Genomic DNA, 18,451 nt, shown 5'->3' on the forward strand with positions numbered 1-18,451 from the left:
GTTCAGTGGTTGGCCGTCTCCCCAAGGACGTTCGCAAATTCCAGCATGCGGCGGCGGCGAAGGGCCGCCTCCTCCCCGACTTCGAGGATGACGGATTCCGACAGGCAATCGAGCAGCGCGATCAGCGGCGGCAGATTGTCGAGATCGGGCGCGCGGGCGGGCGGCAAGGGCAGCATGACGTTCGACTGATCCGCCATCCAGTCCGCCTGCTGCGGCGAAATGAGCACAACCTTGTATCCGTAGCGCCGCGCCGTCCTGGCAAGCAGCCGCGCCTTGACGAAGCGGCGACAATCGATGATGACGAGCAACGCGTCGTCGACCGCCAACCGCGCGAAGAGCTCGGCAAAACGGTTGTCGGCACCATCGAGCGTGCGCACGCCGTCACGGGCTTGCGTCAGACGCTGACAGAAATGGTGAGCAAGGCTTGCAAGCCTGGCGTGCGTGGCGATCGACACTTCGCGGGCGGTGCTGATCAGGCTGACGGCTTCGGACCAGTTCGGCTGCGCCGTCAGATGGTAGATATGGTGGAGCGCCTGAATTTGTTCGGTAACCAGCACGGCGAGCGGTTTACCCTCGGCGGCGTCTTGATGCAGTTCGGTCATGGCGCTTTGCAATTGCGCCGGCGATGTCGTCACGGTTTCGCGGATCTCGACTTTGACACTGTCCAATCCCTGGTAGCCGAGCGCGCGCAGGAAGCGCCCGACGGTCATCGGCGACAGATCCAGCCTGTCGGCGACAGACGCAGCCGTCTCGAACGGCAGGTCGTTCAGATGTTCGGTGAAATATTTCGCGATGCGGCGTTCGGCCGGAGTACCGCTTTTTGCGTATTGCCTGAGTTTTTGCACAAAGTCTTCCACATCAGCCTCCCCCGTTTTTCCTTAGAGGCGTTCCGCGGATGCGCTGTTGCGACCCCTTGTCTTTGCAACTATTTCGGAAGCTGCTTCTCAGGCCCATGCATATTCAGATACGTGACAATACTATATTAGCATTTAATTTTCGACAAGTTTTCTATTACCGCCTGCAATTTTATTCTCTCTTGTGGGTGGTATCAATCTTTCCTACATCTTCGGCGCAACCGGAGACAGCTGAGACATGATCCTTGACGCCGCTCGACAATCGCTGACCAATTTGTTCGCGCCGGAAACACGTTCGGTCTTCTGGAAAGTGCTCGGCTTGACGATTCTCGTGCTGGTCGGTCTCTGGTTCGCGTTGCGCGGAGCCTTCATGGCCTTCCTCTTTCCCTGGCTCACCAGTTTTTTTCCCGATGTGCCGGATTGGGCTGGGTGGATCGGCCTGGTTTTGGCAATCCTTGCCGGTGTCGGCCTTGCGCTGATGCTGGCATTGCTGCTGTCGCCGGTTACGGCGCTGATCGCCGGCCTGTTCCTCGACGATGTCGCCGATGTCATCGAAAAACGCGATTATCCCAAGGACGCGGCGGGCACAGCCATGCCGCTCGGCCCGGCGATGGCAAGCTCGATCAAATTCCTCGGCGTGGTGATCCTCGGCAATATCGTGGCGCTGCTGCTGCTGTTCATCCCCGGCGTCAATCTGGTCGCCTTCTTTCTGGTGAACGGCTATCTGCTCGGACGGGAATTTTTCGAATTCGCCGCCATGCGCTTCCGTTCGCCTGAGGAGGCGCGGCTCTTCCGCGCCAAGCACGCCTCCAGCGTCTTTCTTGGCGGGCTGGTGATCGCGCTTTTCCTGGCGATCCCCTTCGTCAATCTGCTGACCCCGCTCTTTGCCGCCGGCATGATGGTACATCTGCACAAGATGGTTTCCGCACGCGATGCCGGTTTTCGGGTGTGAGGTTAGCCGGGCAGGGCGGCGACCTGCTCTACTCGACGGCCTCGCCGATCACCTGCGGCGGTAGCTCGACGAGCGGCGCCGGCACATCCCAACTCTTTTCCGGCGACTTGCAGAGATCGGCGATGACGCAGCGTTCGCACTCGGGGCGGCGTGCCTTGCAGGTATAGCGGCCGTGCAGGATCAGCCAGTGATGGGCGTGATAGAGGTAATGTTGCGGGATCACCTTCATCAGCCGCGCCTCGACCTCGTCGGGCGTCTTGCCGGGGGCAAGGCGGATGCGGTTGGCGATGCGGAAGATATGCGTGTCGACGGCCATCGTCGCCTGGCCAAAGGCCATGGAGAGCACGACATTGGCGGTCTTGCGGCCGACGCCTGGCAGTTTCACCAGTTCGTCGCGCGTCTTCGGCACCTTGCCGGCGAAATCATCGACCAGCATCTGCGAGAGCGCGATGACGTTTTTCGCCTTGTTGCGATAGAGGCCGATCGTCCTGATATAATCGCGCAGCCGCTCCTCGCCGAGATCGAGCATCTTTTCCGGTGTATCGGCAACCTTGAAGAGGGCGCGGGTCGCCTTGTTGACACCGACATCGGTCGCTTGCGCCGACAGCGCGACGGCGACGACCAGGGTGAATGGATTGCTATGCTCGAGCTCGCCCCTCGGCTCTGGCCGCTGCACCGAGAAACGGCGGAAGATCTCCTCGCGCTCGGCGAGCGAATAGGCGGTCTTCACTGCCGCGGCCGGTTTGCGGCGAGCGATCACATTCGAGTTTTGCGACGGTCTGGTAACGGATTTGAGTTTCGGATTCGCCATGGTGAATCTATACTCAGCAGCTATGATGGAAAGCAACGCCGACAGCTTCAACGAGCAGCCTGTTTTCGCTGCCGAGCTTTTCCCCCACCGATCGCTCGGCCGCCGGGGCTTCAAGGTGCTGCTGATCCTGTCCGGCGCCGTCTGCTTCCTCTATGGGATGTTCTTCATCGCCACCGGCGCCTGGCCGATCGGCTTTTTCTTCGGGCTGGATTTCGCATTGCTTTACGGCGCCTTCTGGCTGAACTACCGCGCCGGACGAGCGCGTGAGGAGATCACGGTGTCGCGCACCGACGTATCGGTACGAAAGTTTGCGCCATCGGGGCGGATGGTGGAGCACCATTTCAATCCGTTCTGGACGCGCTTCCTCGTTCGCCGGCATCAGGAGATCGGTATTCTCTCGATGCAGATCTTCGGCGAGGGCCGGCGCACCGATATCGGTTCCTTCCTCAACCCCGACGATCGTGAAAGCTTCGCCAAGGCCTTCAAGGGGGCGCTCGCCACGGTCAAGCAGCGTATCTGAACTTACCTGGGGGTGCGCAAGAAACGGGTGGTTTGCGAACAGCCAATTGATTATCTCCTTATGACAAGGAGAAAGACGATGAATATGATTGCGAACCTGCAGACAGACATCACGCCTGACGGCCCTGATTACGACATTGTCCGCCGGGTGATCGAACTCATCACCGAGGATTACCGCGACCAGCCTTCGCTCGAGGCGATCGCGGCGCGGCTGAACCAGTCGCCGACCCAGCTGCAGAAGACCTTCACCCGCTGGGCCGGCCTGTCGCCTAAGGGTTTCCTGCAGGCGGTGACGCTCGACCACGCCAAGCGGCTGCTGCGCCAGGAAGATATGCCTTTGCTGGAGACCTCGATCGAAGTCGGCCTCTCCGGGCCGAGCCGGCTGCATGATCTCTTCGTCACCCATGAGGCGATGTCACCAGGCGAATGGAAGGCCAAGGGCGGTGGGCTCACCATCCGCTACGGGTTCCACATCTGCCCCTTCGGCATCGCGCTGATCATGGTGACCGACCGCGGCCTGGCCGGCCTTGCCTTCAGCGATTCCGGCGACGAGCGGGCCTGCCTCGAGGACATGACCTGCCGCTGGCCGAATGCCCAATATGTCGAGGACCTGCAGGCGACCGTTCCCTATGCCGCCCGCATCTTCGAGCCCGGCAAATGGTCCTCCGAACAGCCGTTGCGCGTCGTGCTGATCGGCACGGACTTCCAGGTGCGCGTCTGGCAGAGCCTCCTGAAGATCCCGTTCGGCAAGGCCGTCACCTATTCCGATATCGCCAACGATATCGGCCGGCCGACGGCGCAGCGCGCCGTCGGGGCGGCGGTCGGGGCCAACCCGATCTCCTTCGTGGTGCCCTGCCACCGGGCGGTCGGCAAGAACGGCGCTTTGACGGGCTATCATTGGGGCCTCACCCGCAAGCGGGCGATGCTTGGCTGGGAATCGGCGCACGCCTGAGCGGCGTTTTTCGTGAGGAGAGGCGGGTCGTACTTCGCTTATCGCTCCGGCACTTCTCCCCGCTGGGGAGAAGAGGCGGGGGGCGATGTTTCCGCCAGTTCCAGCAGCGCCCGTGCCGCACTTTCATCGGTGATAAGCGTGTTGCAGCCGATGCGCTTGATCGTGGCGCGGATGGCGACGGCGCGGTGGGCACCGCCGGAGGAGAGCACGATATGCTTGGCCTCCTTCAGCGTGTCGAGATCGACGGACATGACGCGCCGATTGATCGAGTGGTCGACCGAATTGCCGTCCTTGTCGAGGAAGTTGAACATGGTGTCGCAGACGCAGCCGGCAGCGATCAGCTCCCGCAGCTCGGCCTTCGAGATCCAGCCCTCCGACAGCGAGGTCGAATGCGGGCCGATATCGCCGCAGCTGACGATCGCCAGATCAAGGCTCTCGGCCAGACGATAAATCGTGTCCAGCCCGCATTTCTCGATCAGATTGCGCTTGGTCTCGACGGAATCGACGAGAAGCGGCGCCAGGAACATATAACATTCGGCGCCGAGCTGATTGGCCAGCCGCCATGTGTAATCGATCGGGTTCGTCTGGTGCACCGCGACGATGCCGCCGAGCAGCGAGACGACCTTGCAATTGGCGCGGCGCGGCGGCCGGAAGCTCGACAGCGAGGCGGTCATCGTCCGGCCCCAGCCGACGCCGATCGTATAGTCGTCGGGGATGGCTTCGGAGAGGAACTGGCCAAGCGCCAGGCCAACATTCTTTGCCAGCGAATTGACGTCGCTGCCGATGGGTGACGGTACGACGATCGCCTCGTCGAGGCCGTAGGCGCGCTCCAGCTTTACCGCAAGTTCGACGCAATCGCCGATCGAATCGTTGATCCAGATCTGGACTTCGCTGCGCTTCATCGCCTCATCGAGCAGACGGATCACGGTCGTACGGCTGATGCCGAGCTGTTCGGCGACGTCCTTCTGGGTCAGGCCCTCATTATAGTAGAGCCACGCAGCCCTCAGCCGCAGCGAGGATGCTTCCGAAAAGGCCGTGTGCGTGCCGCGTTTAAGCTTGACCACATCTCCTCCGCACAATTCCTGCCCTGAATCTCTGATGAGATGAAAGGTCGCAGCGATACGCTTGTGCCTGGATAATGACGGGTGTGACACTTATGTCAATTGAAATGCACAAATGTCCTTGACTTTTCCCTGGCCGAATGGCGATAGTCCTGACGATAAAAGTCGTTCTGTCCGTCCGAGGAGGACATAGTGCGGGCATGCCGAAAGTCACGACCGGCCTTCCAACCGCAGGCGGTATCGCGTGCGTTTGGCGTGCGGTTTGCCCGCGGGAACAGGGCTACTGTGCTTCACGTTTATAAATCATCCGTGACGGATGCGCGCATTCTCGCCTGCAGCAGGCAGATAATCTGTCGGTAGATCACCTTTGCCGGGCGGAACTCGCGCCGGTCGCAGCCCAAGTTCAACAAGGATTATTGACCATGACATCCAAGCTTGACCAACTCCGCGAGATTACCACCGTCGTCGCCGATACGGGCGATATCGAAGCCGTCGCCCGCCTGAAGCCTGTGGATTGCACGACGAACCCGAGCATCGTGCTGAAGGCCCTCGGCACGCCGATGTTTGCCGACGCCATCAAGGAAGCCGTTGCCTGGGGCAAGAAGCAGGGCGGCAATTCCGAAGCCGTTTCTTCCGCTGTCGCCGATCGCCTCGCCATCTCAGTCGGCGCAGCCCTGGTGAAGCTCGTCCCGGGCCGTGTCTCGACCGAAGTCGACGCCGATCTGTCCTTCGATACCGAGGCTTCGCTTGCCAAGGCGCGGTCGATCATCGCCGCCTACAAGGAACGCGGCATCGATCAGGACCGCATCCTCATCAAACTCGCTTCCACCTGGGAAGGCATCCGCGCTGCGGAAGTACTGCAGAAGGAAGGCATCGACTGCAATCTGACACTGCTCTTCAGCAAGGCCCAGGCAATCGCCTGCGCGGACGCCAAAGTGTTCCTGATCTCGCCCTTCGTCGGCCGTATCCTCGACTGGTACAAGAAATCGACCGGCAAGGACTACACCGCCGAGGAGGATCCGGGCGTCATCTCCGTCCGTGAAATCTACAACTACTACAAGGCGAACGATATCAAGACGATCGTCATGGGCGCCTCCTTCCGCAGCGCCGGCGAAATCGAAGCGCTTGCCGGTTGCGACCGCCTGACCATCAGCCCGAACCTGCTCGACGAACTCGCCAAGGATGAAGGCAAGCTGGAGCGCAAGCTTTCGCCGGAGGGCCGCAAGCCGGATCCGAAGGTCTCTGTCGACGAGAAGACCTTCCGCTGGATGATGAATGAAGATGCGATGGCGACGGAAAAACTCGCCGAAGGCATTCGCGCTTTCGCCAAGGATCTCGGAACGTTGCGCGCCATGGTGCAGAAGGAACTGCAGCTCGCCGCCGCCTGATAGAACGCGGCATGCAATCGAAGGCGCGGCTGCCGGCTGGCAGGCGCGCCTTTTTCGTGCTGTTATCAAAGACATATGCTGTCGGAGACTGGTATGGCGGGTGAGGGACGGGCAAATTCGCTTGCAGCATTTGCCTACAAGCATGCGAGCTTCATCATAGCAATCCTTGCCGGACTGGTGGTCTTCTTGGCTGTGACCTCGCGCGACGTCAGCGCCGGCAATATCCTGTTCGGCTGGAATGTCAGCGCCGGCGTTTTTGTCGCGCTTAGCTGGCGCAAGATGCTGCGGGCAACGGTCGAAAGCATCCGGAAAAAGGCTGAGGATCTCGATTTTTCCGATACGGTTCTTTTGGCTCTTTCGATCGGTGCAGCCCTTGCCAGTATCGCCGGCATCGGCATCGAGCTGCATTCCATCAAGGAAGCGGCGCCTGACGCGGCGCTGGCGCGGGCAGGGGCGGCGGTGCTGACGATCCTGATCTCGTGGATGTTTCTGCACACGCTCTTCACCATCCACTACGCCCATTATTTCTATGGCGGGACAGACGGGGAGGGCGGCCTGAAATTTCCCGACGGGATCGAAGAGCCCGGCTACTGGGATTTTCTCTATTTCTCCTTCACCATCGGCGTTGCCGCGCAGACGGCGGATGTCGCGGTCAGCTCGACCAGCATGCGTAAGCTGACGCTGCTGCATGCCGTTCTGTCGTTCCTGTTCAATACGACGATCCTGGCGCTGGCGATCAATGTTGGTGCGAGCCTGCTTTAGCTCCTTGTTTTGATGCATGTCGTTATCCCGGAACCGCTGCACACGTCCGGGCGACATGCATTAACCCTTTGCCGCTGCCCTGAAGAGGGTCTCGAATTCGGCCAGGTCGCCTGCAGCGACATCCGAAATCGCCCAGAACACCAGCCCTCCGTCCGACCATTGCTTCATGTTGTAGCCGTCATCCACCGTCGTCGTCTGGGCGGCCGAGGCCGCCGGCCAGATGAACAGGTTGATGACATGGCCGTGGCGCCGGTAGACGAGAGCAGCAACGGCGCGATCACCGATATAGTCGACACGTCCGCCGATCAGCGGAAAGCCGCCCTTGGCGAGATCGCTGACCGGTGGTGAAAAATCGATCTTGCCGTTGAACCACGGTTTTACCGTGTGCTGATCCGAGGTCAGCACGTCGGTGAGATGATCGGCCATCATCGACCTGACATGGCTAGCCATGATCTGGTCCTGCAAAAGCAAGGCCGGCGACGGTGCGTTGATGAACAGGAAGGCGCCTGCTCCCAGCGCCGCGAGCGAAGGCACGAAGCTCCATTGCCGGAGGAAATCCAGCGTGCGCCGCCAGACTGGTACTTGGCGCGGGAGCGGCTGACCGGACACCGCGGCCTGCTCGAAAGACAGCATCGACAACACCTGCGAGCGCAGCGCCTCGGGCGGCTTCCATTTTATGCCATCCTGATCGATGATCTTTCTCACGGCACGAACCCTTTCCATCTCCGCCCTGCAATTCGGGCAGATGGCAAGATGATCCTCGAATTGCGCTGTGTGGACGGAATCGAGTTCGTTATCGACAAAGCCGTGCAGCATGATGCGCCATTCCGGGCAACCTTTCTCCTGGGCTTCACTCATCCTGCCGTCTCTCTTTTGCTGCATGCATCCCAGGCTTCGCCAAATTCACGCCGCGCCCTGGCAAGCCGCGACATGACCGTGCCGATCGGCGCATCGATGATCTCGGCGATCTGTCGGTAGGAAAGATCTTCAAGCTCGCGCAAGACAAGGATTTCCCGCATCGCCTCCGGAAGCCGGCTGATGACAGCGCGTACGCGCTGCTGTTCGCTTCGTCGGATCGTCGCCGCCTCCGGCGAATCCTCCTCCGAGGCGATCTGGTATTCGCCGCCGTCGTCGAGGTCAGCATAGCCGTCATTGCCCAAAGACTGCTCGAACCGCGCTTTGCGGCGATCCTGCTGGCGCCAGACATGACAGCAGTTCCTGACAATGGCAAAGAGCCAGGCGCGCGGGTCGCCGCCACGATAGGTTTCGAAATTGCGATAGGCGCGCAGAAACGCTTCCTGGACAATATCCTGCGCGGCATCGGCGTCGCGGCTGAGGAAGCGGGCAAAATTATAAGCCGCGTCAAGATGGGGAACGATGATGTCCTGAAAGTTCTGCATGAATTCATGCTGCACGCTCGTCCCGGGTGCCGAAGCGACCCGATCGCTGTGCGATTTTTCGGAGACCATGAGATGGAACAGCCACGCCGCACCACTGAGAAAGACGGCCAGCGGTGATTGTGGAATGCGGGCTGCCGACGCATGCCGGACCAGCAGCGTGCAATCGGTCGATCCGAAGGGATAGGTGATCTGGACGTTTGTCATCATTCTCCCTGCTTCAACAGCAGCCGAATTTGGGCGTCGGACCCGCGGGCATGCAATGCGGCCCCTTTCGATCTAGACCGATCGGCAAGCGGTTTTATTCCATGTCGACGCCAGTTTTTTGCAAGCAGCGAGGCGTCAGTCGTGCGCGATAGAAATAGAAAAACATTTTCAGCAGCTTGAAGAAATAACTCCCAAGATTGGGAATAAGTGCGCCGTGCCAGCGATCTAGTTCGGCAGCGAGGACATCTGAACAATTCCGGTCTTCGCCACCAGAAATGCCATCAACAAGAGGAGGCATAATCATGTTTACCATGTCACGTCGCGCCGTCCTGGGATCGGCTGCCGCGGCGGCTGCATTCGGTCTGTCGTCGAAGCTGGAATTCGTCATGCCGGCGCTCGCCGCAACGCCGCTGGAGCCGATGGTCGGCTTCTACAAATACACTGTCGGCGATGTCGAAGTCACGGCGATCTATGACGGCATCTGGAAAAAGCCGCATGACCCGACCTTCATCAAGAACGCTTCGATCGAGGACACCAAGGAGGCGCTTTCCAAGGCCGGGCTCACGACCGAATTCATGCCGATTCCGCTGACAGTGGTCGTCCTGAAGCTCGGCGGCCGTCTGATCATGATGGACGCGGGCTCGGGCGTCGGTCAATGGCAGGCAAATGCCACGCATCTGCCGGCGAACATGGCGGCCGCCGGCATCGACTACAAGAAGATCGACACGATCATGATCTCGCATTTCCACCCTGATCATGTCTGGGGACTGATGGAAAAGGGAACGAACGATCCTGTCTTCCCGAACGCCGAACTCATCGTCAATGCCGTCGAATACAATTGGTGGACCGAGCCCGGCCGGGTCGAGAAGCTTGCGGAGGGCCGCAGACCGGCCGGCAAACGCATTGCCGAGGTTTTCCCGAAATGGAAGAACTGGACGCAGGTTGATGATGGGGCCGAGGTTGCACCGGGCTTGCGTCTTCTTGCTGCGCCCGGCCACACTCCGGGTCATTCGGCCTATCTTGTCACCTCCGGCAACAGGCAACTGCTTGTCTCGGCCGACATCATGTATGTGCCGGCCCTGCTCGCGCCGCATCCCGAATGGCAAGGCAGCTACGATCAGGACGGGCCGATGGCCGTCGGCACGCGCCGGCGCCTGATCGACCGCATCATCGCCGACAATATCGCGATCTGCGGCTCGCATTTCCCTTTCCCCGGCTCGGGCACGTTCGTCAAGGACGGCAATGCCTACGGCTTTACACCGACAGTCCAGGCCTGAAAGGCCGAAAGGAGACCATCATGAAATATGCAATTCTCGGATTCATCTGGCTTTGTGCCATATGCGCGGGCTTTTCCGCGGTGACGGCGCTTCCCGCCTTTGCTGTCGACAATATGGAATCGACGGACGCTCCCGACCTGACGTCGGTGCGCGCCAAGATCGATGCCAAGGATTACGACGGCGCCTTGGCGGAGCTTCGCGGCCTTGCCGAGGACAACCAGCAGGCGGATGTCTATAATCTGATGGGATATACGCTGCGCAAGACGGGCGACTACAAAACGTCGCTGACCTACTACACCAAGGCACTGGAGCTTCAGCCCGATCACAAGGCAGCGCGTGAATATCTCGGCGAACTCTATATCGAAACAGGCGAGATGGCGAAGGCCGAGGAGCAGGTGTCATCACTGAAGCAACTTTGCCCGGGCGGCTGCGAAGAACTCGAAGACCTGCAAAAAGCCATTGCGGCCAAGGGCGGCAATTGACGAGCATATGAATGCAAGAACAGGCGGCAGAACCGCCTGTTCTTCTCAAACTGGAGGATATGATGGAAAACGCCTCAAGCCGGCCCGGATTGGCCGATCTCGTTCTACTCCTCGGCAGGCTTCTGCTGTCGCTGATCTTTCTGCATGAAGGGTGGTCGCTCGTGACGGATATCACCGCCACCGTCGATACTTTCGCAAAACTGGGGCTCTCGGCGCCGGTTGCCTTTGCCACCATCGCCCTTCAGATCGGTGCGGGCCTGTCCATTGCGACAGGCTTTCTCTGCCGGCTTGGCGCCTTGGCGCTGGCGTTCTTCTGCCTGGCGACCGCCTTGCTCTTCCACACCAATCTTGCGAGCCAGAACGAGCTCTTGCATTTCGAGAAGGACCTGGCGATTGCCGGCGGCATGTTCGTCCTGGCGGTGTCAGGCGCAGGATCGATATCGATCGACAATCTGCTGCGAAAGCGAACAAACAGACTGCATCCATGGCTCCGGGCGGTGCTGTAGTCGAAGCTTCGCGGCCCAACCCCCGGCGCAACAAAATCGAATAAAACCGAACAAATGGAAGCGTCGAGACGGGCTACACTTATGGCGACAAGGCCGCTGGCATATGGAATGGCAGTCCCCAATCACGCTCGTATAATACGATCCCGCGATCGCGGATATGCTGGTAGACATTTATTCGAACGGTGGCTTTGGGAGGATCATCGTATATCCCGTTACCATCTATAACGGTCCCGACAACCAGTTCGGCAAAGTCCCCGAAGAGCACAAGGTCCTGCAGGCCAATTACATGCAGCTGCAGTTCAAATCGGGCTCGGAAAGCGGCTGCGCAAAACAGTCGGGGAGCACCAGAAGGCCGGGTAGAGGGCGAGAGACTCTGTATCCGGCCGGAGACGCGTCAGGCGGACCTGCCGGGGTCGAGTCGGTCGGCAAGCGCAAGCCACGCGACCTCGCTGTCTTCGGCCGCCGCCCATTCATCTCGCCTCTCCCCAAATCGTGTGGTGGCCAAATCGTGTGTTGGGGAGAATCTAGACCATTTCTCCCTCAGAAGACCGCCTGGCCGGCCATCAGCGCGAGAACCAGGAAGATCAGGAAGATCACCAGCGCGATACCGAAGAGAACACGGGCGATCGTCGCGGTGGCTGCCGAGACGCCGGAGAAACCGAAAAAGCCGGCGATGATCGAAATTACGAAAAATATTAGAGCCCATTTCAGCATGACGTCATCCTTTGCGGTTGCCTGAGAAAGACGCCGCAACGGGCAAATTGTTCCGGATCGTTTTGAATGGAATGACGTTCTCCCCGAGCAATACGGGTCTTTTCAAAGCCTGCCCGATCTGTTTCAAGAGGCTGTCGATTGCCCGTCGATGAAAGCTCAATCACCATGCCAGCTTTTCTGGATCAGCATACGATTTCCGCCTATTTCGAAGTGATCGTGATCAATCTCCTGCTGTCGGGAGACAATGTCATCGTCATTGGCATGGCTGCGGCAGGCCTCGTCAGCGAGCTGCGCGGCAAGGCGATCGCGGTCGGTATTGCGGCGGCCGCCGTCGTCCGCATCGTCTTTGCCATCATCGCCGCCAAGCTTCTGGTAATCACCGGCATCACGCTCGCCGGCGGCCTGATGCTGCTCTGGATCTGCTGGACGATGGGCCGCGAACTCATTTCGGGAGGCGAGCAGGAGGAGGCTCACGCCGGCGAAGCCGTCTCGCATATCAAGCCGAAACTCTTCCGGCAGGCGATTGGCCAGATCATCTTCGCCGACGTCTCGATGTCTCTCGACAATGTGCTCGCCGTCGCCGGGGCGGCGAAGGACAACATGAGCGCGCTGATCTTCGGGCTGATCCTCTCGGTGCTATTTATGGGCGTCGCGTCGAATTTCGTCGCCAGGCTGCTCAACCGCTATCGCTGGATCGGTTGGTTCGGCCTTGCGATCATCGTCTATGTCGCGATCGACATGATCTGGAGCGGTGGTGGTCAATTGCTGGCGCTTTATAACCACACAGCCTGAGATCCCCCGGGCAAATCCGTGTCGAACGCCACCTCCGCCGGCAACGACGGGTCGTGCGTCTGGGTCGCGCTCCGGATCCTGTTCTAAATTAAAGAGTTAGGGCATGATGTCATGAGAAAACCGCGCATATTTTTCGGCATCATGCTCTAACGAAGGTCAGCCGTGATTGATCATCACATGGCGCACGGCGGTGTAATCCTCCAGCGCGTAGGTCGACATGTCCTTGCCATAGCCCGACTGTTTCAAGCCGCCATGCGGCATCTCGTTGACCAGCATGAAATGCGTATTGATCCAGGTGCAGCCATATTGCAGCCGGGCGGCCGTCTTCATGCCGCGGCCGATATCCTTGGTCCAGACCGAGGAGGCGAGGCCGTAATCGCTGTCGTTTGCCCAGGCGACAGCATCGTCGGCATCGGAAAAGCGGGTGACCGAAACGACCGGGCCGAAGACCTCGCGGCGGACGATCTCGTCGTCCTGCAGCGCGCCAGCAATGACCGTGGGGGTGAAAAAGAAGCCCTTGTCGCCGGAGACCTTGCCGCCGGTGGTGACCTCCATGTGCTTGTGCTCGGAAGCGCGGGCGACGAAGCTTTCGACGCGGTCGCGCTGGCGTCGGGAGATCAGCGGGCCGATCTCGTTTTCGGTATCGTCGGCCTGGTTGAAGCGGATGCTCGACACCGCCGAGGAGAGATCGGCGACGAAATTGTCGTAGACCCTGGCATCGGCATAGATGCGGCAGGCGGCGGTGCAGTCCTGGCCGGCATTGTAATAACCGAAGGTGCGGATGCCTGACACGACGGCGTCGATATCGGCATCGTCGAAGACGATGACCGGGGCCTTGCCGCCGAGTTCCAGGTGGGTGCGCTTGACCGTCTTGGCGGCGGCCTGCAGCACCTTTTTGCCGGTGGCGACATCGCCTGTGATCGAGACCATGCCGATCTTGGCATGGTTGATCAGCGCGTTGCCGACGCTCTCGCCGCGGCCGAGGATGACGTTGACGACGCCTTCGGGCAGCACTTCGGAGAGCAGCTTGGCCATCTTCAGCGCCGTCAGCGGCGTCTGCTCCGAAGGCTTGAAGACGACGGTATTGCCGCCGGCGATCGCTGGCGCCAGCTTCCAGGCCATCATCATCAGCGGATAATTCCACGGCGCGATCGAGCCGACGATGCCGATCGGATCGCGGCGGATCATCGAGGTGTGGCCGGGCAGATATTCGCCGGCGGCCGGGGCGTGCAGGTTGCGCACGGCGCCGGCGAAGAAGCGATAACAATCGACGATCGCCGGGATTTCATCGTTCAGCACAGCATCGATCGGTTTGCCGCAGTTCAGCGCCTCGAGCGTCGCGAAGCCGGCGGCATCCTTTTCGATGGCGTCGGCGATCTTCAGAAGGTAGCCGGATCGTTCGCCCGGCGTCGTCTGCGACCAGCTCCTGAAGGCTTTTTCGGCGGCATCGACGGCGGCATCGACCTGGGAGAGCGAGGCTTCGGGAAGGTCGATCACCGTCTCGCCGGTCTTCGGGTTCAGGATGTGCTCTTCCGTCTCCGTGCCGTTTTCGAAGCGGGAACCGATTAGCATTTGCGTATCCATGATGTTCTCCCTGTTATTTGCCGGCGCCGGCAATCTGGTCGCCGTCGTGGGTGAGGTAGTAGGCTGCCAGGATCGGCAGAAAGGTGACGAGCACCACCAGCATGGCGACCACATTGGTGACGGGCCGCTGGCGCGGGCGGATGAGTTCTTCAAGCATCCAGATCGGCAAGGTCGATTGTTGGCCGCCGGTGAAGGTGGTGACGATGACCTCATCGAAGGACAATGCGAAAGCCAGCATGCCGCCGGCGAGGAGGGCGGTGCCGATATTCGGCAGGATGACATGACGGAAAGTTTGAAAACCGTCGGCGCCGAGATCCATCGACGCCTCGATCAGCGAGCCGGATGTACGGCGGAAGCGGGCGACCGCATTGTTGTAGACGACGACCACGCAGAAGGTGGCGTGGCCGAGCACGATGGTCCAGACCGAAAACGGGATGTCGAAGAGGCTGAAAGCGGAGCGCAGCGCAATGCCGGTGATGATGCCAGGAAGCGCGATCGGCAGGATGACCAGCAGCGAGATCGCCTCTCGGCCGAAGAACTTCGTCTGGCTGACAGCCGCCGCGCAGAGTGTGCCGAGGATGAGCGCGATCGCCGTAGCGATGACGGCGACCTGCACGGAAAGGCCAAGCGCCGACCAGACGTCCGGCCGGTTCCAGGCGACAGCAAACCACTGCAGCGTCAGGCCGGGCGGCGGCCATTGATAGCTCTTTTCCTCGGTGGTGAAGGCATAGACGAAGATCAGCAGGATCGGCAGGTGCAGGAAGAGCAGCCCGCCGGCGGCAGCGATCTTCAACAGCAGCGGCGATCTTTTGAGATCAGAGCGCATCGAAGGCTCCCAGTTTTTTGGCGAGCGACAGGTAAAGCGCCATGATGACGATCGGCACGACGGAGAAGGCGGCGGCGAGCGGAACGTTGCCGGCCGTTCCCTGCTGGGCATAGACGGCCTGGCCGATGAAGAGCCTGGACGAGCCGATGATCTGCGGGATGATGTAATCGCCCAACGTCAGCGAGAAGGTGAAGATCGAACCGGCGACGATGCCGGGCAGCGCCAAAGGCAGCAGCACGGTGCGGAAGGTCTGGCGCGGCGTGGCGCCGAGATCGGCCGAGGCCTCGATCAGGTTGCCTGGCACACGTTCGAGGGCCGCCTGCGTCGGCAGGATCATATAGGGAAGCCAGATGTAGACAAAGACGATGAAGGTGCCGAGGTAGCTCACCGAGAGCGAATTGCCGCCGACGACCGGCAGATTGAGGAGGCCGTCGAGCAGCCAGGAGAGATGCAGCCTCTCGAAGATCCAGGTGAGGATGCCTTCCTTGGCAAGGATCAGTTTCCAGGCGTAGATCTTGACGAGATAGCTCGACCAGAGCGGCAGCATGACGCCGAGATAAAAGAGCACCTTCCATTTGCCTTGCGCATAACGCGCCGCGTAGTAGGCGATCGGGAAGGCGATCAATGCGGAAGCAATGGTGACGAGAGCGGCCATCACGACAGTGCGGATGATGATGTCGAAATTTGTCGGGCTCAGAAGCTGGGCATAGGTCGCAAGGGTGAATTCGTAATTCACCAGTCCGGAAAAATCGTCGATCGAGAAGAAGCTCTGCAGCAACAGGGCGATCAGCGAGCCGATATAGATGATGCCGAGCCAGAGCAGCGGCGGCGTCAGCATCAGGAAGAGCAACAGTTTCGGGTGCCGCCAGAAGGCGTCCGACATCCGGCCGAAGAAACCGCTGCGTCCCGGAAGGATCGATGTCTTGGCGTCGGAGATGGTGAGCGCCGTCATGCCGCATCGTCCATGTAGTGGATATCGGCAGGCTGCCAGGCGAGGCGGATGCCGGCGCCGACCTCAGGCACAGGCGCGCCTGCCGGCAGCATCACATGCAGCCGGCTGCCCCTGAGATCGACGCCGAGACGCGTGGCGGCGCCGAGGAAGCTTGCATTTTCGATCGTCGCCTCGACGCCGTCGCTTGCCAGGCGGATCGCCTCGGGGCGCAGGCTTGCCCAGCGCTTCTCGCCGCCGAGCGAGGCCATCAGATCCGGTGCGATCACGTTCGAGGAGCCGACGAAATCGGCGACGAAGCGGGTCTTCGGGCGGCAATAGATATCCTGCGGCGTGCCTTCCTGGACGATATTGCCATTGTTGAAGACGGCGACACGATCGGCCATGGACAGCGCCTCACCCTGATCATGCGTCACGAAGACGAAGGTGATGCCGATCGCACGCTGCAGGCTCTTCAATTCCTCCTGCATCTGCTCGCGCAGCTTCAGGTCTAGCGCGCCGAGCGGTTCGTCGAGCAGCAGCACCTTCGGCTTGTTGACGAGGGCACGGGCGAGCGCCACGCGCTGCCGCTGGCCGCCGGACAGCTGACCGGGGCGGCGGGCGCCGTAGCCCGGCAGCTTGACAAGTTCGAGGGCATCGCCTGCCGCCTTCATCCGCTCCGCCTTGCCGATGCCCTTGACCATCAACCCGTAGGCGACATTGTCGAGGATATTGAGATGCGGGAAGAGCGCATAATCCTGAAACACGGTGTTCACGTTGCGGCGATAGGGCGGAACGCCGTCTGCCGTCTCGCCAAAGATCTGGATGTGGCCAGCGCTTGGCTGTTCGAAGCCGGCGATCAATCTCAGGCATGTCGTCTTGCCGGAGCCGGACGGACCGAGCATGGCGAAGAATTCGCCGGGCACGATCTCAAGATCGACACCGTCGACGGCGCGAACCTGGCCGAAATGGCGCGATACCTGCTGGAAACGGACGGCTGACGTCATTGGGAACTCAGGCCTTTCATGTTCAGAGGGCGTCGGTCGCGGCTAAAAAACCGGCCCCAAACCCCTCCTCACAAGGGGGAGGGGCTTAATCTGCCGCACCCTCGCGAAGAATTCGGCGTTCAGAGAGAAGTGAGGCGGTGGCGCTTATAGCCCCTCCCCCTTATGGGGAGGGGTTGGGGGCAGGGTCTTCAACCCCACAAACCGACTTGGCTATTACCTTCCGCCGATCACGCCGATATAATCCGACACCCAGCGATGATAGGGCACGCATTCGCTCTGCGTCGCGCATTTGGCGACCGGGGTTTTCCAGAACTTGATCTTGTCGAAGTGATCGAAGCCGTTGGTGGCACAGCCGGCGTCGCCCATCAGTTCGTTGCCCTTGCAGGCGGCGGGAACCGAGGGGACAGCGCCGAACCAGGCGGCTGCGTCGCCCTGGACCTTGGCCTGCAGCGAATGTTCCATCCACATATAGGCGCAGTTCGGATGTTCGCTGTCGGCGTGCAGCATGGTGGTGTCGGCCCAGCCGGTGACGCCTTCATCCGGGAAGGTGGAGGCGATCTTCTGCTTGTCGGCCTGCAGCAGGTTAACCTGGAAGGGCCAGGAGCCGGAGGCGACGACGCCTTCGTTCTTGAAGTCGTCGATCTGGATCATCGCATCGTGCCAGTAGCGGGAGACGAGCTTGCGCTGGCCGCGCAGCAGGTCGAGGGCCGCCTTGTACTGGTCTTCGGTCAGTTCGTAAGGATCCTTGATGCCGAGATCCGGCTTGTGGGCCATCAGATACAGAGCGGCGTCGGCGATATAGATCGCGCCATCATAGGCCTGGACGCGGCCCTTGTTCGACTTGCCGTCGGGCAGGGTCTGCTCCTCGAAGACAACATTCCAGCTGGTCGGCGCCTTGTCCTTGAAGGCATCGGTATTATACATCAGCACATTCGGCCCCCAGAGATAGGGCACGCCGTAATGCACGTCGCCGACCGTATACCACGGGCCTTTCTGCAGGCGCTCGTCGACGGTCTTGAAGCCCGGGATCAGACCGGTGTTGATTGGCTGGACACGCTTGCCGGCGATGAGGCGGAGCGATGCGTCGCCCGATGCGGTGACAAGATCGAAGCCGCCCTCGTTCATCAGCGATACCATTTCATCCGAGGTGGCGGCGGTCTTGACGGAAACCTTGCAGCCGGTCTCCTTTTCGAAATCGGTGACCCAGTCGTAGTTCTTGTCGGTTTCGCCGCGCTCGATATAACCGGCCCAGGCGACGATGCTCACCGCCCCTTCGCCCTTACCGAGCGCCTTCAGCGGTTCGGCGGCTATTCCCTGCGTCGCGAAGCTCAGGCAGGCCAGCGCTGCCGTGCAGGATTTCAAGAGATGCGTCATCATCCGTCTCCCGGTCTGGTGCCACTTTCCGTGGCGGTTTGTTCCCTAGGAAGAAAGT

21 protein-coding genes are annotated in these 18,451 nt (G+C 60.7%); 9 read left to right on the plus strand and 12 right to left on the minus strand.

Going from position 1 to position 18,451, the window contains the following annotated elements:
* Positions 1-2 precede the first annotated feature (2 nt).
* Positions 3-857, minus strand: coding sequence for a MurR/RpiR family transcriptional regulator (locus tag ACS4RS_RS10385; protein ID WP_439011028.1), 855 nt, complete (start codon positions 855-857; stop codon positions 3-5).
* A gap of 235 nt (positions 858-1,092) precedes the next feature.
* Here ACS4RS_RS10385 and ACS4RS_RS10390 point away from each other — a divergent pair, with 235 nt between their 5' ends.
* The gene (locus tag ACS4RS_RS10390; protein WP_439011027.1) at positions 1,093-1,806 is read left to right on the plus strand and encodes a sulfate transporter family protein; all 714 of its coding nucleotides are present in this window, start codon (positions 1,093-1,095) and stop codon (positions 1,804-1,806) included.
* Positions 1,807-1,834: 28 nt separating this feature from the next.
* On the opposite strand, the gene nth is transcribed toward ACS4RS_RS10390, so the two are convergent.
* Positions 1,835-2,617: an endonuclease III gene (gene nth / locus ACS4RS_RS10395; RefSeq protein ID WP_439011026.1), complete on the minus strand. Its 783-nt coding sequence runs from the start codon at positions 2,615-2,617 to the stop codon at positions 1,835-1,837.
* Between the two features lie 22 nt (positions 2,618-2,639).
* Between nth and ACS4RS_RS10400 the strand changes: the two genes are divergently transcribed.
* Together ACS4RS_RS10400 and ACS4RS_RS10405 are read left to right on the plus strand one after the other, a co-directional pair.
* Positions 2,640-3,137, plus strand: a complete 498-nt coding sequence (locus ACS4RS_RS10400) for a DUF2244 domain-containing protein (RefSeq protein ID WP_439011856.1) — start codon at positions 2,640-2,642, stop codon at positions 3,135-3,137.
* Between the two features lie 78 nt (positions 3,138-3,215).
* Complete coding sequence (locus ACS4RS_RS10405) at positions 3,216-4,088, plus strand: methylated-DNA--[protein]-cysteine S-methyltransferase (protein ID WP_183698029.1); 873 nt, start codon at positions 3,216-3,218, stop codon at positions 4,086-4,088.
* A 38-nt stretch (positions 4,089-4,126) separates the two neighbouring features.
* Here ACS4RS_RS10405 and ACS4RS_RS10410 read toward each other — a convergent pair whose 3' ends face one another.
* Positions 4,127-5,152, minus strand: a complete 1,026-nt coding sequence (locus ACS4RS_RS10410; protein WP_439011025.1) for a sugar-binding domain-containing protein — start codon at positions 5,150-5,152, stop codon at positions 4,127-4,129.
* A 419-nt stretch (positions 5,153-5,571) separates the two neighbouring features.
* Between ACS4RS_RS10410 and tal the strand changes: the two genes are divergently transcribed.
* Together tal and ACS4RS_RS10420 are read left to right on the plus strand one after the other, a co-directional pair.
* The gene (tal, locus tag ACS4RS_RS10415) at positions 5,572-6,537 is read left to right on the plus strand and encodes a transaldolase (protein ID WP_439011024.1); all 966 of its coding nucleotides are present in this window, start codon (positions 5,572-5,574) and stop codon (positions 6,535-6,537) included.
* A 93-nt stretch (positions 6,538-6,630) separates the two neighbouring features.
* Positions 6,631-7,299 (plus strand): DUF1345 domain-containing protein, encoded by a 669-nt coding sequence (locus tag ACS4RS_RS10420; RefSeq protein WP_439011023.1) that lies wholly within the window; start codon positions 6,631-6,633, stop codon positions 7,297-7,299.
* A 60-nt stretch (positions 7,300-7,359) separates the two neighbouring features.
* On the opposite strand, the gene ACS4RS_RS10425 is transcribed toward ACS4RS_RS10420, so the two are convergent.
* The 3 genes from ACS4RS_RS10425 to ACS4RS_RS10435 all read right to left on the minus strand — a co-directional run bounded on the left by ACS4RS_RS10425 (position 7,360) and on the right by ACS4RS_RS10435 (position 9,216).
* Positions 7,360-8,157, minus strand: coding sequence for a zf-HC2 domain-containing protein (locus ACS4RS_RS10425; protein WP_439011022.1), 798 nt, complete (start codon positions 8,155-8,157; stop codon positions 7,360-7,362).
* Positions 8,154-8,906 (minus strand): sigma-70 family RNA polymerase sigma factor, encoded by a 753-nt coding sequence (locus tag ACS4RS_RS10430; RefSeq protein WP_439011021.1) that lies wholly within the window; start codon positions 8,904-8,906, stop codon positions 8,154-8,156. The genes ACS4RS_RS10425 and ACS4RS_RS10430 overlap by 4 nt, the downstream gene beginning before the upstream one ends.
* 91 nt (positions 8,907-8,997) lie before the next feature.
* Positions 8,998-9,216 (minus strand): hypothetical protein, encoded by a 219-nt coding sequence (locus tag ACS4RS_RS10435; RefSeq protein ID WP_439011020.1) that lies wholly within the window; start codon positions 9,214-9,216, stop codon positions 8,998-9,000.
* Between ACS4RS_RS10435 and ACS4RS_RS10440 the strand changes: the two genes are divergently transcribed.
* The 3 genes from ACS4RS_RS10440 to ACS4RS_RS10450 are packed head-to-tail and all read left to right on the plus strand — an operon-like array spanning position 9,206 to position 11,168.
* On the plus strand, positions 9,206-10,180 hold the full coding sequence (locus ACS4RS_RS10440; protein WP_439011019.1) for an MBL fold metallo-hydrolase: 975 nt from the start codon (positions 9,206-9,208) through the stop codon (positions 10,178-10,180). The genes ACS4RS_RS10435 and ACS4RS_RS10440 overlap by 11 nt on opposite strands.
* Before the next feature lie 20 nt (positions 10,181-10,200).
* Positions 10,201-10,662 (plus strand): tetratricopeptide repeat protein, encoded by a 462-nt coding sequence (locus tag ACS4RS_RS10445; RefSeq protein WP_439011018.1) that lies wholly within the window; start codon positions 10,201-10,203, stop codon positions 10,660-10,662.
* Between the two features lie 59 nt (positions 10,663-10,721).
* Positions 10,722-11,168, plus strand: coding sequence for a DoxX family membrane protein (locus ACS4RS_RS10450; protein WP_439011855.1), 447 nt, complete (start codon positions 10,722-10,724; stop codon positions 11,166-11,168).
* Positions 11,169-11,708: 540 nt separating this feature from the next.
* Here ACS4RS_RS10450 and ACS4RS_RS10455 read toward each other — a convergent pair.
* Positions 11,709-11,882, minus strand: coding sequence for a DUF1328 domain-containing protein (locus ACS4RS_RS10455; protein ID WP_003590176.1), 174 nt, complete (start codon positions 11,880-11,882; stop codon positions 11,709-11,711).
* A 165-nt stretch (positions 11,883-12,047) separates the two neighbouring features.
* On the opposite strand from ACS4RS_RS10455, the gene ACS4RS_RS10460 reads away from it, so the two are divergent.
* The gene (locus ACS4RS_RS10460) at positions 12,048-12,674 is read left to right on the plus strand and encodes a YjbE family putative metal transport protein (RefSeq protein WP_439011017.1); all 627 of its coding nucleotides are present in this window, start codon (positions 12,048-12,050) and stop codon (positions 12,672-12,674) included.
* A gap of 156 nt (positions 12,675-12,830) precedes the next feature.
* On the opposite strand, the gene ACS4RS_RS10465 is transcribed toward ACS4RS_RS10460, so the two are convergent.
* From ACS4RS_RS10465 to ACS4RS_RS10485, 5 genes are all read right to left on the minus strand, one after another.
* Positions 12,831-14,258, minus strand: coding sequence for a gamma-aminobutyraldehyde dehydrogenase (locus ACS4RS_RS10465; RefSeq protein WP_439011016.1), 1,428 nt, complete (start codon positions 14,256-14,258; stop codon positions 12,831-12,833).
* Positions 14,259-14,271: 13 nt separating this feature from the next.
* Positions 14,272-15,084, minus strand: coding sequence for an ABC transporter permease subunit (locus tag ACS4RS_RS10470; RefSeq protein ID WP_439011015.1), 813 nt, complete (start codon positions 15,082-15,084; stop codon positions 14,272-14,274).
* Entirely contained in the window at positions 15,074-16,036 is a 963-nt protein-coding gene (locus ACS4RS_RS10475) for an ABC transporter permease subunit (RefSeq protein ID WP_439011014.1), read from the minus strand. The genes ACS4RS_RS10470 and ACS4RS_RS10475 overlap by 11 nt, the downstream gene beginning before the upstream one ends.
* Complete coding sequence (locus ACS4RS_RS10480; protein ID WP_439011013.1) at positions 16,033-17,019, minus strand: ATP-binding cassette domain-containing protein; 987 nt, start codon at positions 17,017-17,019, stop codon at positions 16,033-16,035. Before ACS4RS_RS10480 ends, ACS4RS_RS10475 begins: the two co-directional genes overlap by 4 nt.
* A 213-nt stretch (positions 17,020-17,232) precedes the next feature.
* Positions 17,233-18,393: an ABC transporter substrate-binding protein gene (locus ACS4RS_RS10485; protein ID WP_439011012.1), complete on the minus strand. Its 1,161-nt coding sequence runs from the start codon at positions 18,391-18,393 to the stop codon at positions 17,233-17,235.
* Positions 18,394-18,451: the final 58 nt, after the last annotated feature.

The organism is Rhizobium sp. F40D2 (assembly GCF_051810745.2).
Lineage (GTDB): Bacteria > Pseudomonadota > Alphaproteobacteria > Rhizobiales > Rhizobiaceae > Rhizobium.

Coding starts and splice junctions, on each gene's coding strand:
- ACS4RS_RS10400 (WP_439011856.1), top strand. CDS start 2,640: ATGATGGAAAGCAACGCCGACAGCTTCAACGAGCAGCCTGTTTTCGCT.
- ACS4RS_RS10425 (WP_439011022.1), bottom strand. CDS start 8,157: ATGAGTGAAGCCCAGGAGAAAGGTTGCCCGGAATGGCGCATCATGCTG.
- nth (WP_439011026.1), bottom strand. CDS start 2,617: ATGGCGAATCCGAAACTCAAATCCGTTACCAGACCGTCGCAAAACTCG.
- tal (WP_439011024.1), top strand. CDS start 5,572: ATGACATCCAAGCTTGACCAACTCCGCGAGATTACCACCGTCGTCGCC.
- ACS4RS_RS10470 (WP_439011015.1), bottom strand. CDS start 15,084: ATGCGCTCTGATCTCAAAAGATCGCCGCTGCTGTTGAAGATCGCTGCC.
- ACS4RS_RS10435 (WP_439011020.1), bottom strand. CDS start 9,216: ATGGTAAACATGATTATGCCTCCTCTTGTTGATGGCATTTCTGGTGGC.
- ACS4RS_RS10430 (WP_439011021.1), bottom strand. CDS start 8,906: ATGATGACAAACGTCCAGATCACCTATCCCTTCGGATCGACCGATTGC.
- ACS4RS_RS10480 (WP_439011013.1), bottom strand. CDS start 17,019: ATGACGTCAGCCGTCCGTTTCCAGCAGGTATCGCGCCATTTCGGCCAG.
- ACS4RS_RS10405 (WP_183698029.1), top strand. CDS start 3,216: ATGAATATGATTGCGAACCTGCAGACAGACATCACGCCTGACGGCCCT.
- ACS4RS_RS10390 (WP_439011027.1), top strand. CDS start 1,093: ATGATCCTTGACGCCGCTCGACAATCGCTGACCAATTTGTTCGCGCCG.
- ACS4RS_RS10485 (WP_439011012.1), bottom strand. CDS start 18,393: ATGACGCATCTCTTGAAATCCTGCACGGCAGCGCTGGCCTGCCTGAGC.
- ACS4RS_RS10455 (WP_003590176.1), bottom strand. CDS start 11,882: ATGCTGAAATGGGCTCTAATATTTTTCGTAATTTCGATCATCGCCGGC.
- ACS4RS_RS10460 (WP_439011017.1), top strand. CDS start 12,048: ATGCCAGCTTTTCTGGATCAGCATACGATTTCCGCCTATTTCGAAGTG.
- ACS4RS_RS10445 (WP_439011018.1), top strand. CDS start 10,201: ATGAAATATGCAATTCTCGGATTCATCTGGCTTTGTGCCATATGCGCG.
- ACS4RS_RS10440 (WP_439011019.1), top strand. CDS start 9,206: ATGTTTACCATGTCACGTCGCGCCGTCCTGGGATCGGCTGCCGCGGCG.
- ACS4RS_RS10475 (WP_439011014.1), bottom strand. CDS start 16,036: ATGACGGCGCTCACCATCTCCGACGCCAAGACATCGATCCTTCCGGGA.
- ACS4RS_RS10465 (WP_439011016.1), bottom strand. CDS start 14,258: ATGGATACGCAAATGCTAATCGGTTCCCGCTTCGAAAACGGCACGGAG.
- ACS4RS_RS10420 (WP_439011023.1), top strand. CDS start 6,631: ATGGCGGGTGAGGGACGGGCAAATTCGCTTGCAGCATTTGCCTACAAG.
- ACS4RS_RS10450 (WP_439011855.1), top strand. CDS start 10,722: ATGATGGAAAACGCCTCAAGCCGGCCCGGATTGGCCGATCTCGTTCTA.